Source organism: Kitasatospora sp. NPDC001660 (genome assembly GCF_053596725.1).
The window spans coordinates 37,131-51,897 of the sequence record NZ_JBSFGU010000049.1 but is presented as its reverse complement, the minus strand read 5'-3'; the positions used below and the strand labels follow the sequence as shown (position 1 = coordinate 51,897).

At 70.6% G+C, this 14,767-nt stretch carries 13 protein-coding genes; 3 read left to right on the top strand and 10 right to left on the bottom strand.

All coding sequences use genetic code 11. The features are described 5' to 3' along the window. Positions 1–54 precede the first annotated feature (54 nt). The 5 genes from ACWCXH_RS33160 to ACWCXH_RS33140 are packed head-to-tail and all read right to left on the bottom strand — an operon-like array spanning position 55 to position 5,883. Positions 55–1,233 (bottom strand): NAD(P)/FAD-dependent oxidoreductase, encoded by a 1,179-nt coding sequence (locus ACWCXH_RS33160; protein ID WP_449805209.1) that lies wholly within the window; start codon positions 1,231–1,233, stop codon positions 55–57. After that, positions 1,223–2,194, bottom strand: a complete 972-nt coding sequence (locus tag ACWCXH_RS33155) for an L-tyrosine 3-hydroxylase (protein ID WP_449805208.1) — start codon at positions 2,192–2,194, stop codon at positions 1,223–1,225. Before ACWCXH_RS33155 ends, ACWCXH_RS33160 begins: the two co-directional genes overlap by 11 nt. Continuing rightward, positions 2,191–2,679, bottom strand: coding sequence for a VOC family protein (locus ACWCXH_RS33150; protein ID WP_449805207.1), 489 nt, complete (start codon positions 2,677–2,679; stop codon positions 2,191–2,193). Before ACWCXH_RS33150 ends, ACWCXH_RS33155 begins: the two co-directional genes overlap by 4 nt. 17 nt (positions 2,680–2,696) lie before the next feature. After that, entirely contained in the window at positions 2,697–4,505 is a 1,809-nt protein-coding gene (locus ACWCXH_RS33145; RefSeq protein WP_449805206.1) for a gamma-glutamyltransferase family protein, read from the bottom strand. Positions 4,506–4,515: 10 nt separating this feature from the next. After that, positions 4,516–5,883 carry a TrpB-like pyridoxal phosphate-dependent enzyme gene (locus ACWCXH_RS33140; protein ID WP_449805205.1) on the bottom strand — a complete coding sequence of 456 codons (1,368 nt, stop codon included), beginning with the start codon at positions 5,881–5,883 and terminating at the stop codon, positions 4,516–4,518. 269 nt (positions 5,884–6,152) lie between these two features. On the opposite strand from ACWCXH_RS33140, the gene ACWCXH_RS33135 reads away from it, so the two are divergent. Continuing rightward, positions 6,153–6,533, top strand: a complete 381-nt coding sequence (locus tag ACWCXH_RS33135; protein ID WP_449805204.1) for a nuclear transport factor 2 family protein — start codon at positions 6,153–6,155, stop codon at positions 6,531–6,533. A gap of 386 nt (positions 6,534–6,919) precedes the next feature. On the opposite strand, the gene ACWCXH_RS33130 is transcribed toward ACWCXH_RS33135, so the two are convergent. From ACWCXH_RS33130 to ACWCXH_RS33110, 5 genes are all read right to left on the bottom strand, one after another. Next, entirely contained in the window at positions 6,920–7,720 is an 801-nt protein-coding gene (locus ACWCXH_RS33130) for an IPT/TIG domain-containing protein (protein ID WP_449805203.1), read from the bottom strand. Between the two features lie 273 nt (positions 7,721–7,993). Further along, complete coding sequence (locus tag ACWCXH_RS33125; protein WP_449805202.1) at positions 7,994–8,554, bottom strand: hypothetical protein; 561 nt, start codon at positions 8,552–8,554, stop codon at positions 7,994–7,996. Between the two features lie 1,082 nt (positions 8,555–9,636). Next, positions 9,637–10,377 carry a G1 family glutamic endopeptidase gene (locus tag ACWCXH_RS33120; RefSeq protein ID WP_449805201.1) on the bottom strand — a complete coding sequence of 247 codons (741 nt, stop codon included), beginning with the start codon at positions 10,375–10,377 and terminating at the stop codon, positions 9,637–9,639. A gap of 388 nt (positions 10,378–10,765) precedes the next feature. Then, on the bottom strand, positions 10,766–11,281 hold the full coding sequence (locus ACWCXH_RS33115; protein ID WP_449805200.1) for a MarR family winged helix-turn-helix transcriptional regulator: 516 nt from the start codon (positions 11,279–11,281) through the stop codon (positions 10,766–10,768). Between the two features lie 67 nt (positions 11,282–11,348). Continuing rightward, the gene (locus ACWCXH_RS33110) at positions 11,349–12,665 is read right to left on the bottom strand and encodes an MFS transporter (protein ID WP_449805210.1); all 1,317 of its coding nucleotides are present in this window, start codon (positions 12,663–12,665) and stop codon (positions 11,349–11,351) included. Positions 12,666–13,001: 336 nt separating this feature from the next. Here ACWCXH_RS33110 and ACWCXH_RS33105 point away from each other — a divergent pair, with 336 nt between their 5' ends. Beyond that, entirely contained in the window at positions 13,002–13,415 is a 414-nt protein-coding gene (locus ACWCXH_RS33105; protein ID WP_449805199.1) for a DUF3052 family protein, read from the top strand. Positions 13,416–13,732: 317 nt separating this feature from the next. Next, complete coding sequence (locus ACWCXH_RS33100; protein WP_449805198.1) at positions 13,733–14,149, top strand: hypothetical protein; 417 nt, start codon at positions 13,733–13,735, stop codon at positions 14,147–14,149. Positions 14,150–14,767: the final 618 nt, after the last annotated feature.

The following is a 14,767-nucleotide window of genomic DNA, read 5'->3' as shown; positions in this document are numbered from 1 at the left end:
GGGGAACCGGCTCGGCCGGTTCCCCCCTCCCTGTCACAAGCCCCGCCGATTGTGTCAGCCGAACCTTTCCGGGCTGAACTCCTCGGCCTCCGGCGGACGGTGATCATTGATCAGGTCCGCCAGCAGCCGTGAGGTGCCGGGGGCGAGCGGCATGCCGTCGATCCCGTAGCCGGACAGGAACCAGAGCCCCGGCACCCCCGGTGCCGGCCCCACGATCGGCAGGCCGTCGGGGGACATCGGGCGCACGCCCGCCCAGATCTCGCGCACCGCGGTCTTGGCCAGGGCCGGTGCGTGGCGGGCCGCGGCCGCCACGATCAGCGCGGCCGTCCGCTCGCCGTCCTGGGCGTCATTGAGCTGCAGGGCCGGGCTGCTGCTCGAACCGAGCACCACGTCGCCGCCGGGCAGCGGCTGCAGGGAGAAGACGACCTGGGTGCCCTCCTCCGTGACCGCGCCCGTCACATCCGTCAGCAGCGGCAGTCCCTGCTTGCGCAGTCCTGCGGAGCCGTGCCAGGTGGACTGCATGAGGGTGTGGCGGAACGTCGTGCTCGTGACGGGGACGGTGCGCACCAGCCACCCCCGCGTGCCGAAGACCGGCAGGTCCGCGCCGGCCTGGTGGGCCAGGCTCCGGGACCACGGTCCTGCGGCGAGGACGACCGCGCCCGCCGACAGCGGGCCGTCGTCGGTGATGACACCGGTGACCCGCTCGCCCCGGCGCAGCAGGCCCCGCACCGGTGTGTTGGTGCGGATCCGCGCGCCCGCGCGCCGCGCCCGCTCCGCGAGCGCGGTGGCCGCCAGGACCGGGTGCAGGGCGTGGGCACCCTGCACGACCACGGCGCCGGCCAGGTCGGGCGCGAGACCGGGCTCCAGCTCCAGGAGCTCGCGGGTGCCGATCGCGGTCGAGGCGAATCCGCCCTCGGTCAGCGCCCGCCCGTGGCCGCGGGCCCGCTCCAGGCCGTCCTCGTCCCGGGCCACCAGGAGGTAGCCGTGCTCGCGCAGCCGGAACGGCACGTCTCCCTCGTCCTCGACCTGCCGGTAGTACGCCACCGCCTCCGCGTACAGGGCGCCGGCGGCCGGTACGGGGCTGGGCAGCAGGCCGCCCTGGTTGCGGCCGGTGGCGCCGGAGGCCAGCGCGCCGCGCTCCAGGAGCAGGACGTCGAGGCCGCGGGAGGCCAGTCGGTCGGCGCAGGAACAGCCGGCGATGCCTCCGCCGACGACGATCACGTCAGGTGACATGGGATGCGTTCTCCCCTCCCGGTAGTACGTTGACGTGCACGGTTTCCCCGCAGCGCACGGCGTCGCGGGCGATGCGATTCAGGATCTGCGGGATCTCTCCTTCGATCGCCACGACGTCCGCCGTGGTCAGTGACGACGGTTTCTCGTGCCGGCTGGAGGCGAAGTCCGGGTACAGCCCGTTGGTCCGCAGATCGTTCTGCACGGCCCTGACCCGGCGCAGCAGCTGCGCGGCGACCTCGCCCGGTTCGGAGGGCGCCCGGAGGGTGAGGAAGTAGGTGTCGAACAGGACCGCGCAGACGTCGCGCGGCAGCATCTGGCCGCCGCTCGCCGACTGCAGGAGCGACGGCGCTCCGGGCACCAGCTTGCCTCCGATCCCCTCGTGCACGGCGTTGTTGAGCGCGGCTTCGTGGTGGAGTGCCGCCTCCTCCTCGGCCCAGGCGGCGGGCGTCCGGCTGCGCAGGAGGGGGCGGACCGGGGCGTAGTCGCGGGCCCAGGCCCCGGTGAACCGGGGGTGGTGCAGGGCCATGCTGGGCCTGATGACCCGCTGGTAGACGTCCCGGGTGCAGGAGGCGGCGTACAGGAGCAGGGCCGAGTAGCCGCGGATCAGGCGGGTCGCCGCCCGGGCGTCGTCCACGGGGTCCTGGGCGGCGGGGGCGGCGGCCGCCAGCCGTCCGAGTTCCTGCCAGAGGACGAAGGTCAGCTGGTGGCCGGTGATCCAGCGGAACCAGAACAGCTCGTCGGGCGAGGCGGGCCGGTCCAGTTCCTGCGGTGGGTCGGTGTCGGCTTCGTAGCCCAGCAGTTCGGGGTAGCGTTCGCACAGTTCCCCGTCTGCGGCGCGCTGCCCGAGCGGCCCGGCCTCGACCGGCAGGAACAGGGGTTCCAGTCCGTAGGGTCTGCCTCCGTACCGGTTGACGGCGGCTTCCAGCTGGGCGGTGGTGGAGACGCCGTCGGTGGTGGTCACCGTCCCTCCGCCTCCGCCGGCACGTGGGTGAACTCGAACTCCAGCCCGTTCACGTCGTAGAGGTAGAGGCTGCTGACCTTGTCGTCGTCCACGACGATCTCGGTCGGCGGATCCGGCCGGGCGAAGATGAAGCGTCCCGAGGCGAACAGCCGTTGCCAGCGGGCGCGCCACTGCTCCAGCTCGGCCGCCGACGAGACGGTGAGGCACAGGTGCTGGAACTGCAGCACGTCCGGTTTCGGGAGGGCGTAGTCGGCGGAGCGGGTGAACAGGTGGAACCGGGTGCCGGCGGCCACCACCTCGGTGAGGCGGACGATGCCGGGCAGCCTGCTGCGGGTCAGGGCGGAGAACTCGTCGAGGGTCCAGGCGGCGGTGCCGCCGAAGAACTCGGTGTACCAGGCCACGCAGTTGTCGAGATCCGCGGTTTCGACCGCGAGGTGGTGCGGGGCCGCCCGGAGCGGTTCGGCGGGAGGTCGTACGGCGTTCACGGGGTTCGGATGTCCTTTCATCGGGCGATCGCGTAGGCCTGCTCGCCCCTCGGGGACGCGGCCGCGCGGATCAGGCCGGCGCCCGGGTCGCTCCCCACGGCGCACACCTTGCCCAGCGACCAGTCGGGAACGGGTTCGACTTCGTGTCCCCGGCGCCGGAGCTCCGCCGTCACGGGGGGCGGGCAGCGTCGCTCGATCCGGATGGTGCGCGGCTGGTTGGTGCGGGGGGTGAAGGAGCTCGGCACGTGCTCGGAGTGGAAGGCGAGGGTCTCGACGGCGCGTTGCAGGTCGAGCCCGAAGTGGACGTGGGCCAGGAAGAAGCCGAGCGTCCACTGGTCCTGCTGGTCCCCGCCCGGCGTGCCGAAGGCGAGCTTGGCCCGGCCGTCGGCCAGCACCAGGGTGGGGCTCAGCGTGGTCCGGGGGCGTTTCCCCGGTGCCAGCGCGTTCGGGTGCCCCTGGTCCAGCCAGGCCATCTGGCCGCGGGTGCCCAGGGCGAAGCCGAGGCCCGGGATCACCGGGGAGCTCTTGAGCCAGCCGCCGCTGGGCGTGGCGGCCACCGTGTTGCCGTGCCGGTCGGTCACCGTCAGGCAGCAGGTGTCCCCGCGTGCTTCGGTCCGTGCCAGTACCGGCGGGACCACCGTGGGGAGCCCGGCCGACAGCTGGCGTTGCCACTCGGCGCCGTGCGGCGGCTCGGGGCCGTCCAGCTGCGGGATCCGCGGTTCGAGACCGCGGGGGGAACCGGGACGCAGCTCGGCGGCCGCGTGGTCGTCGACCAGTTTCCGGCGCTGCTCGTTGTAGTCGCGGTCGAGCAGGGCGGTCACCGGCACGTCCGAGAAGTCGGGATCGCCGTACCAGGCCTCCCGGTCCGCGTAGGCCAGCTTGGCGCACTCGGTGACGGTGTGCAGGTAGTCGGCGCTGTCCAGGCCCATCGCGGTCAGGTCGAAGCCCTCCAGCAGCGCCAACTGCTGGAGGAAGACCGGCCCTTGGGACCAGGGGCCGGGCTTGTGCACTTCCAGGCCCTGGTAGTGGTAGCTCGTGGTGCTCTCGGTCTGCGGTTTCCAGCGGGCCAGGTCGTCGCCGGTGAGCAGGCCGCGGTGGCGCCGCCCGGTGGCGTCCAGGGTCTCGGTGTGCCGCAGGTGGGCGTCGATGGCCTCCGCGACGAAGCCGCTGTAGAACGCCGCGTGGGCCGCCCGGATCTGCTGCTCACGGCCCGGTCCGGCGGCTTCTGCCTCGCGGAGGATCCGCTGGTAGGTCGAGGCGAGCGCGGGGTTGCGCATCCGTGAACCGGCGGCCGGAGGAGCGCCGTTCACGAGGTAGGTGCGGCCCGACTCCGCCCACTCCTCGCGGAAGAGCGGTGCCAGGATCTCGATCGCCTCGGCGGCCCGGGGCAGCAGGGGGTAGCCGTCGGCGGCGTACCCGATGGCGGGGGAGATCACCTGCCGCAGGGTCAGCGTGCCGTGCTCCTCCAGCAGTTTCAGCCAGGCCCCGAAGGCTCCGGGAACGGTGGCCGGCAGCACCCCGGAGCCGGGGATCCGGGTGAGGCCCAGGCCGTGGAAGGCCGCGGGCGTGGCGGCGAGCGGCATCGGCCCCTGCCCGCAGATCACCGAGGCACGGCCGGTGCGGGCGTCGAAGCCGATGATCGGCACGTCACCGCCGGGCCCGTTCAGGTGCGGTTCGACAACCTGCAGCACGAAGCCGGCCGCCGCGGCGGCGTCGAAGGCGTTGCCACCGGTCTCCAGCATCGCCATGCCCGCCGCCGAGGCGAGCCAGTGGGTGGAGGAGACCGCGCCGAACGTGCCGCGCAGTTCGGGGCGCGTCATCACCATGTCGGCGTCCTCAGACCGCGGCCGGCGGCGACGGCAGGTTGCTCAGGCTCGTCACGATCTGCTCGTCGGTGACGGTGGGGTTCTCCAGGGCGCCGGCCAGGAAGGAGTCGAACGCGGCCAGGTCGAAGTTGCCGTGTCCGGAGATGTTGAAGAGGATCACCCGCTGCTCGCCGGCCTCGCGGGCCGCCAGCGCCTCGATGACGGCCGCCTGCAGCCCGTGGGCCGACTCGGGCGCGATGACGAAGCCCTCGCTGCGGGCGAAGCGGACGGCCGCCTTGAACACGTCGGTCTGCCGGAAGGCGCGGGCCTCGATCAGCCCGTGCTCCTTGAGCAGGCACAGGCTCGGCGCGTCGCCGTGGTAGCGCAGGCCGCCGGCGTGGATGGAGCCCGGGATGAAGTCGTGCCCGAGGGTGTGCATGTAGAGCGGAGGCGTCAGCCCGGCGGTGTCGGCGAAGTCGTAGGCCAGCTTGCCGCGGGTGAGCGTGGGGCAGGCTTCCGGCTCCGCCGCGATGAACCGGGTGTGGGGGCGGTCGCCGTTCAGCCGGTCCCGCAGGAACGGGTAGGTCAGCCCGGCGAAGTTGGAACCGCCGCCGACGCAGGCGATCACGGCGTCGGGGTACTCCCCCATGATCTCCATCTGCTTCTTCGCCTCCAGCCCGATCACGGACTGGTGCAGCAGGACGTTGTTCATGATCGAGCCGAGCGCGAACTTGGTGTCGTCCCGGCTCAGGGCGTCCTCGACGGCCTCGCTGATGGCGATGCCGATGCTCCCGGACGACTCCGGGTCCCGGGCGAGGATGGCGCGGCCGGCCTCGGTCCGGCTGGTCGGCGAGGCGAAGACCTGGGCCCCCCAGCTCTGCATCAGCGACTTGCGGTACGGCTTCTGCTCGAAGGAGGCCCTGACCATGTAGACGTTCACCTCCAGCCCGAAGAGGGAACCGGCGAAGGACAGGGCCGAGCCCCACTGGCCGGCACCGGTCTCGGTGGTCAGCCGACGGACCCCCTCCTGCGCCGCGTAGTAGGCCTGGACCACCGCGGTGTTGGGCTTGTGCGAGCCGGAAGGCGACACGCCCTCGTACTTGAAGTAGATGTGCGCCGGAGTGTCGAGGGAGCGTTCCAACTGCGACGCCCGGACCAGGGGGGACGGACGCCAGATCTTGTAGACCTCGCGGACCTGTTCGGGGATGTCCACCCAGCGCTCCTGGGTGAACTCGTGCTCGATGATTTTCTGTGGCAGCAGCTCGGCCAGGTCCTGGGGCTTCAGAGGCTCCAGCGTCGCCGGGTTGAGGGGGCCGGGAAGCGGAGCGGGCAGGTCGGGAATGATGTTGTACCAGCGGTCGGGCAGGTCGTTCTCTGACAGTAGGACTCGCTTCTGCACAGGGTTCTTCCTTCATCGAGGGCGAAGGGTTTCGATGACTCCTGCGCATCGTATGAACACCGGAGTTATGCGATCTTCGGCCGTTCGACCCGATCTTCGAAAGATGGTTCCCTAAAAGGGACTAGACCGAAAGTCGTGCACCTTCCCGTCGGATGTGCGGGGCAGTGGTCGCCCGGAGGTCGATGCTCGACAGACCCGGCCCCGCGACGTGAGACTGGGGCATCGTCGCGGAACCGTGCCGTCTCCCCCGAACCCTGGAGGGCAATTCCATGAGCGAGACCGATGCCGATACCGGTGCCATCCGGGCCTTGGAGAACCGCCGCTTCGAAGCGCTTGTCGCAGGCGATCTCGACGGGTTCACCGAAATCACCCATCCCGAACTCGTCTACACGCACTCCAGCGGAACGCTGGACACCTTGGATTCCTATCTCGCGAAATGCGCGAGCGGCTTCTTCGTGTACCACTGGATCGAGCACCCGATAGACCGGATCACGGTGGTCGGGGACACGGCCATCGTGATCGGCGACATGCGGGCCGACCTGTCCGTGAACGGCGTGCACAGGAAACTGGAGAACCGGTCGCTCGCGGTGTGGACACGCGTGGACGGCCAGTGGAAGTTCCTCGCCTACCAGGCCACCGCCAGGAATTGACGCCCCGTACGGCCCAGGGCTTCGGCGCAGTCGGATGGCGTCCGGTTTGTGATCACCAGAGGGCCGTGGAGTGCAGCTCTGACAGCCGAACGCGGGGCGGAGAGTCCGATCAGCCCGAGTAAGTGGCACCGCCAGCGGTTGCTGCACGGCCTGGCTGAGGTCGAGACTGCGGGTGCCGATAAATCATCCGTGCAGGTCGCTGCCTTGATCACCGATCTCCCGGAGCCATCGGGTGCTCCTTTGCGTGGGCTAACGAGGGTGCCCTGGCCGCCGTGGGCGGCCAGGGCACCGCGGGTCCGTGGTCACGGCCCGTCGGATCCACGCCGACGGCCGCGGGGACGGGGCGACCGTACTGCCCGCTGCTCGGTACCCGGGCTCGCCGGAGGTTACGGGATGACGAACTGGTCGTCGGCGGCGGCCGTACTGGTGCCGCCGGGGGTGATGACCTGGATGTCGTAGGTGCCCGAGGCCAGGGCGTCGGGCACGTCGAGGGTCAGACTGCCCACAGTGATGACATTGACGTTGTCGGCCGGGGTGGACGGGCCACCGGTGGTCAGGGTGAACGTCACGGAACTGACGTCGACGAAACAGGTGCCGGCGACGTTGACCCCGGTGGTGCCGGCCGCTCCCGTGCCGGGCGTCACGCCGGTGACCGCCGGCAGGTCGTAGTAGGTGAAATGACCCGGCGTGCCGATCGGGGCGCTGGTGCCGCCGGTGCTGCTGACGAGGACGTCCGCCGTATCGGTGCAGGTGGTGAAGGCGCCGTGGCTCGGAGGGGTGACGGTCAGGTGACCGTCCGACAGGACGGTGGGAACGGCGGTGCCGACCGTGCCGAAGGCCACCGAGGTCGCGGTCGAGAAACCGGTGCCGAAGACGTCGATGGGGCCGTCGGGCGCGGCAGGGCCGGTATTGGGGTTCACCGACGTGACCGTCGGGGCGGCGACGTAGAAGAAGGTCTTGCTGTTGCTGCTCACGCCGGAGACGGTCGCGATGATGTTGGCCTGACCGCTGCACCCTGGCGGGATGATGAGGGTGACGGAGGTGCTGCTGGCGGCGGTGGGGGTGACCGTCACGCTGCCGATGTTCACCCTGGTGGTGCTCAGGCTCCCCAGTCCGGTGCCGGTGATGGTCATCGTCTGGCCCGAGTGGCCGGAGGTGGGCGAGATGGAGCTGATGACGGGTGTCATGACTGATCTCCTTTGCTGTTGCTGATGACGCTGTCGCCCGATTCGCCGGAGCTGCCGAATCGACAGTCCGCCGCACCGGGCATGGTCGGGTTCCGGCGGGGCACGGGACAGGGTTCGCGGCGCTGCCGGAGTCGGGCAACGGAGTCGCTGATCGGTTGCGTGCCGGATGGGGGCGGGCATGGGGAATGTGATTCGGGCGGCGTGGTTCTACCGTGCCGTCGACCTGCAGCTTGGGTGAGCGGGTTGGGCGTCCCGTGGTACCGCCGTCGGGCCTCAGCAGGGCGCGGTCAGGGGCGGGGTGGCGGCGCAGTCGTCCGGGGTGTTGCCGGGGACGTTGGTGGCGGTCATGGTCAGCGCGGTGTCGGTGTAGATGCCGCCGCCGAACGAGGCGCGGCTGTTGCGCACGCCTCCGGACGTCACGGCGACCGACCCGCCGAGGTTGGCGATGCCGCCGCCCACCCCGATACCGGCGTCACCGTTGCTGATGGTGACCGCGCTCAAGGTGAGCCGGCCGTGGTCGGCGGGGATCTGCGAGGGCCCGTCCACCTCGATGATGCGGAACGCGGGCGCGCCCGACGCACGGACGATCTCGACGGCCAGCCCGGTCATGGTGATCGGCGTGGTGATGTTCGGCAGCCCCGCCGGTCCGCCGGCCCCGCCCGAGCCGTGGGCGCTGGTGAGGGAATAGGTGCAAAACGGTGTCAGGAGCAGGTCACCGCCCCCGGCGGCGTTGGCCGCGTTGACGGCGCTGACCAACGCGGTTTCGCTGCACGGCACGATCACCGCCTGCGCCGGACGCGCGGTCTGCGCGTGTGCCGCCGGGGCGGTGAGCATGAGCCCACCGACAGCCCCGGTCCCGAACAGCACTCGAAGTATGTTGATGGCTCGCAAGAACGCCTCCACGGACGCCTGAGCCACCCTCATCAGCCGATTCAACCAAACAGCGCGTTGGCCGGCAGCTTCCTCCGTAGGGCGCCCTTGCGGCCTGTGAAAGGCACACACCACCACAAACCGATGGGCCGCCTCCCCAACGGAGGGATGGGCAGCCCTCTGATCGGACGCCACAAGTACGTCATCTGAACCGCCATACACACAAGGGACATGACAGCCGATCACTCGTTCGGCGGAGCGCACCACCGGGCCGCGAGGGGCGCGAGGTACCCGGCTGCTTCAGCACATGCAGCGTCGCCCCTTCCCTCGCCGCCGGCCGTCGACACCTGGCCGAGGCCGAGATGCAGCAGGCCGCACGCTCCCGCCGCCGCGGGCACACCGCCCCGTGGACCCGCGCTTTGTGTCCGAGCGTCCGGGAACGGAACGCAGGCGGCCGGGTCCCGGGGAAGCAGGGGGTGTTCCGCGGGGCCCGGCCGGTGGGAGGCCAGCAGCGCCGAGCCGCGGCGCGGCTGCTCTGCTCGGCGGCCCGGTGGTGCCGTGGTGGGGCCGCCGTGCCGGGAATGCTAGACCCGCTGATCGGTTAGTGGCCAGGGCTTTGACCTGTAATCTTTTCGCCGCGAACATGCCGCCTCGGACGAGGGCGCCGTGCGGCATCGCTCATGGCCGGCCTGCGCCGGGCCCCTCCAGCACAGGGCGCGCACTCCCCGCTCAGGAGGTCACGCAGCACGGGGATCTGCAAGGACGGCCGACCGCACTCTCCCGCGTAGTGGAAGTGGTCGCTCAATTCCGTTCCTCCGAATTTCGTCGGTGAGTTCACCGAAGGATGCTCAAAACACAAGTCCCGGCCCCCTTTCCGGCGGCCGGGACTTGTGTTTTACGCGCTGGCCGTCGACCAGGTGCAGGGAAACTCACATGACCCGCGGAGAGCGGATTGGCGCCGACGCATGTCGCCCGATTCCCGCAGAGGACCGAACCGCCCGCCTTCCGAGCGGCGGGCGGTTCTCGTACCGAGTTTGAGCGGCGGATCAGGCGCGGAGCCAGGTGATGGTGAACTGGCCCCCGTTGAACCTGGAGTTGTGGGTCAAGGGGGTGCTGCCGCGTTCGAGGTCGCTGGAGTTGGGAGTGCCCGCGCTCGCGAGTGGCACGCCGTTCGCGGTCGCGTTCCTGAACGTGATCTTGCCGAAGTTGGCGACGGCCGGAATCTTGTTGCCGAGGTCCTCAAGTATCACCTCGGCTGAGTCAAGCTTGGCGGTGCCGGTCCTGTGGAAGGTCTTGGACCAGCCCTGGGTGGTGTCGGACTCCGTCAGGGTGAAGGACGTGCCCGTCACGCTGACGGACGCCTTGATGGTGTCACCGGCCCGCATCGTCTCCGTGAAGTAGTTCGGGCCTGCCGGGTACATCTCGACCCACGGGTGGTATTCGGCCTTCCCGTGGCGGCAGTCCTGGTCGAAGCCTATCTGCTCGACGGTGGGCGAGTCGTAGCCGTCGAGGCCGACCCAGGGCGAGACCGCGCTGCTCGGGGTCGTCGTGCAGTCCAGACTCGGCACCGTCCAGTCGGCGCTGACCGACGTGAACGTGCCGTTGGTGTCGCTGTAGCCGCCCCAGATCTCGTTGGAGTGCCTGGCGTGCTCGTAGTGCGGGAAGGACGCATCGGCCGGCGCTGCCTCGGCCACCGAGACGGACGAGCCAAGCGCCGCAGCGAGCAGCGTTGTCACGATCGCGATCCGGGTCTTGGCAGTGCTGCGTCGGGGTGCGTGTCGGGTCACGGTGAGCGCTCCTGTTTTGTTCATGGACGGGCAGCGACGGATGTCGGGATCGCGCGCTGCGGGGACCGGTCCTCGCAAGCGCGCCGGGCCAGGCCACTGACATGCCGTCAAATGGCAAAAATGACTTGCGAGTTGCCCTGCCGGTGATCGGGTGAGAATGAACATAGACGGCTTTCGGCACTTGGTGCGCCATCCGGCGGAAACCTCAGATTCCCCTAGGGAAGCTCTCAGGTTCCGCTTCACATGGCGCCCGTCCTGCGGCTCCTCACACACGTCCCTGCGGGAGAGCCGCCTACCCGGCCGCCGCCGCGGTTGGGAACCCGGTGGCGGATCCGGCTGACGGCTCGGCGCACCGGGGCTCCGGGCGGCCCCACCGGGGAGCCAGGCACTACCCTTGCGGCTGCTGGAGCTTGGTCATGATGTGCTCCAGTACGGTCAGTTCCTCGGGGGCGAGCGCGAGAAGGGTGCGCGGGGGGCGGGTCAGGATCGATTCGGCCCGCTCGGCGGCGGCGGTGCCGGCGGCGGTAAGACTGACGATCTTGGAGCGGCGGTCCACGGGGTGGACACTGCGCTCCACATAGCCGCGCCGCTCCAACTCGTCGACGACCAGCGTGGTGTACGGCTTGTCGGTGGAGAGCCGGTCGGTCAGCTCCCGCATGGTCAACGGGCCGGCCAGCAGCCGGCGCAGCGCCTTGACGCGGAAGAAGCTGAGGCCCAGTGCCTCCTCCACCTCCGCGCGGCGGTTCTCCTGCTTCAGCACCAGGAAGGACATGGCGGCCCAGACCCGGGCCGCCTCCGGTGGGACCACCGCCCCGGTGTCTGCGCCATCGTCCGAGCGGGGCTCGACACCGCCGCCCGTGGTGCGTGTTCCCGGCCGACCGCCGTCGTTCCTGCTGTCGTTCATCCGCTGTCGCGCTCCGCTCTGCTGGTCGGTCCGGGTCCGTGTCCGACCGCGGTGTCTTGGGTCCGGCCTACCCGGTCCGTCGGCCGGTGGTGAGGATACCGAGCGTGAGTACCGCTGCGCCGCAGGCCGTCGCGATCCACCAGCCGACGTGGCTGGCCGCCGCGAAGCCGGTGCTCAGCGGGCCGTGCACGGCCGAGGTGGCCAGGGAGCCGATCACCGCGCCCCCGAGCGCCTGGCCGGTCTGGCGGCTGGTGGTGGCGACGGCGGCGGCGACCCCGGCCTGGGCGGGCGGCAGGCCCGAGACGGCGGTGTTGGTGACCGGCGCGTTCAGCATGCCGAAGCCGAGGCCGAACAGCGCGTAGGAGCTGACGAGTTGCCAGGTGGCGGTATGCACGCTCAGGCCGGTCAGCATCAGTGTGCCGACGGCCATGGCGCTCCCGGAGACGACCAGCGGCAGGCGTGCTCCCCGGGCGGCGACCAGACGGCCGGCCAGCGGCGAGACCAGCATGGTCACGCCCGCCATCGGCAGGGTCAGCACGCCGGCGTGCAGCGGTGAGCAGCCGCGGACGTCCTGCAGGTAGAGGGTGTTGAGCAGAAGGAGACCCCCGAGTGCTGCGAAGCCGCAGATCGCGATGGCGACGGCGCCGGCGAAGGGGGCACGGGCGAACAGCCGCGGATCGATCAGCGGCGCGGCGCGGTGCAGTTCGTAGGGCACCAGGCAGGCCAGCGCCAGCGCGGCGACCGCGCAGCAGGCCAGGGTCTGCGCGGAGGCCCAGCCGACGGTGGGTGCCTCGATGAGACCGTAGGCGAGGCTGCCGAGCAGGACGACGACCAGCAGCTGCCCGACCGGGTCCAGCGGGCGGGGGTGTTCGGCACGGGAGTCGGGGACGAACAGTGCGCACAGCACGAGGGCGGCCAGGCCCACCGGGATGTTGGCCCAGAAGATCGCGCGCCAGCCGACCGAGTCGACCAGGCCACCGCCGAGCAGCGGCCCGAGCGCCATGCTGACGCCCGCCACGGCGCCCCACACGCCTATCGCGCGGGCCCGCTCGCGGGGCTCGGTGAAGGTGTTGGTGATGATCGACATGGCGACCGGGTTGAGCATCGCACCGCCCACCGCCTGCAGCGCGCGGGCGGCGACCAGCCAGTCCAGGCCCGGCGCGAGCGAGCACAGCAGCGAGCCGAGGGTGAACAGCAGCAGGCCGGTCTGGAACGTGCGGCGCCGCCCGAAGCGGTCACCGGTGGACCCGGCAAGCAGCAACAGGCTTGCCAGGACCACGGTGTAGGCGGCCACCACCCACTGCAGCCCGGTGACGGTGGCATGCAGGTCGCGCTGGATGGCCGGGAGCGCGGCGTTCACGATCGTGTTGTCCACGCCGACCATGAACAGGCTCAGGCAGCAGATGGCGAGCACCCTCGAACGCCCGCGGCGGTCCGGTGAGGCCGCAACGGCGACACGGGCGGCAGGGGAGAGGGCGGAAGACCATTTAGTTAATGACATACAACCATTATAGTCATACAACTAACCCTTGGCGTCGGTGGCGTTGCGGGCAGCAGGCCGGTCGAGCGAAGACCTGGCTCCTCACCCCGGCCGGCTTCGCGAGGCGCGGCGATGCCGTGGCACCGGGTGCGGAGTGAATACCGCCGCCGCTGTCCTTCGTGTCTGGTTGGCTACTCGCGTGCGAGGCGATCGGCGCCTCCGAACCGAGGGATCACCACGATGGCGATATCAGAGGACGAGCGCACCAACCCCGCTGTCCGGCTCGGGTTCGAGCCCGGCATGGTCGTCCGGGAGGTCGGCTACGACGACGACATCGACCAGGACCTCCACGACAGTATCGACTCGATCGCCGGCCAGGACCTCCTCGACCTGGACTGGGACGGCCTGGCCGACGCCGTGCTCATCTGGTTCCGCGACGAGGATGACGACCTCGCCGACATCCTCGTGTACGCCATCGACCTGCTGGGGGATGGTGGCATGATCTGGCTGCTCACCCCCAAGATCGGCCGGGACGGCCATGTCGAGCCGAACGACATCCAGGACGCCGTCCGGGCTGCGGGCCTTCCCCGGACACGGACCATCAGCGTCGCAAGGGACTGGAACGGCTCCCGCCTCACCCCTGGTAGGCACTGACCTCGCCCGGCGCAGAAGGTCGACTCGATCAGGCAGTACCGGACAGGCCTGCCGCGTCGGTCGCCGGGAGCCACATCACCTGCGCCTGGTCTGGGTCGCCCTGCTCAGTGCGGGCAACGGTGTGGCCGAGGCCGTGCGGCAGGTGGGCGGTGAAGGCCTGCTGCCCGTGCCCACGCCGGACGGTCGGCTGCCCCACGGGGCACCAATGGCCCAGTCTCAATGGATGTGCGGACCGGAGGGTGTCGGCGACGAGCGTTAGCATCCCGATCGTGAAGCTTCGATTCGTTGCCGTTGGCCTTCCGTCGATCGATCAACTGGTGGGACACCGGCGTGCTCAGGCGATCTACTACGCGGCCACATACAACCTGGACGAGTACCCGACGTTCGAGGTCCTGGCCGAGGAGGGCCTGGTACTGCAGTGCTTCGAGGTACACGACGAGGAGGGACACGTGCTGGCCGAGTGGTGGCAGTTCTACCGCGCGGACAGCGGCGTCCTCTTCCGGGCCGGGACACTCGACCCGATCGGTGAAGCCCTCCAGCACGGATTCGTCTGCCGGGACCACGAGTTGTGGGCGGCCCTGGCAGAGGTCGACGACGCGCCAGGCTTCATCGACTGGTCGATACCTCCCGAGGACGACCGGGGCTCGGATTGGGACCGTCTCTGGCACCACACCGACCCGGCGGAGGCCGAACGGCTCTACGATCTCAACGGCCGGGTATTCACCCGGGGCTGATGAGGCGCGCCGATGCGAGAGCACGCCGACGAGTCTCGCCGGCCCGGCCGGAGAGCACGGCGGTCGCGGCGGCGTAGGCGTTGACCGGGTTCTCGGCCGGCTGGTCGGCGGCAGCGAGACCGAGGCCGACCCGGCCAACGCGGGCCCCGTGGTAGGGACTGGTTGACGGAAGGTTGGCGGACTGGATTACGGACCGCATTTCGGACCGACGCACCCACGGCTCCTCCTGACTCGACCCCGACGATGAACTGCCGCTGGCAGAAGGGGTGTTGATTTGACCGGAGCGTCCGCTTCGGAGCCCACCAGGTCGATCGAGTCGAGCCCGCCCCACTCCGGGTTGGACCAGGCCACCGGGTGGGTGAAGCACGCCTTGCGCTCGGTGATGGTCAGCGTGCCGGGCCCGTCCGGTGCCCAGCGCGGTTGCGCGTCACGGGCGGCAGCATTGCGCCGCGCCGCGTGCCGAGCGCGCGCCAGGTCAGCCGCTGGGCCGGGCCCACCGCCAGGGCCCGTTCCTCGGGGCCGAGCGGTGCCGGGCTGGCGATCAGCGGGCGCTGGTTCGCGCGGCCTGGACCAGGTCGGACCACCGCGCCGAACGCGGCGCGGCCCAGTCGCTGGAGT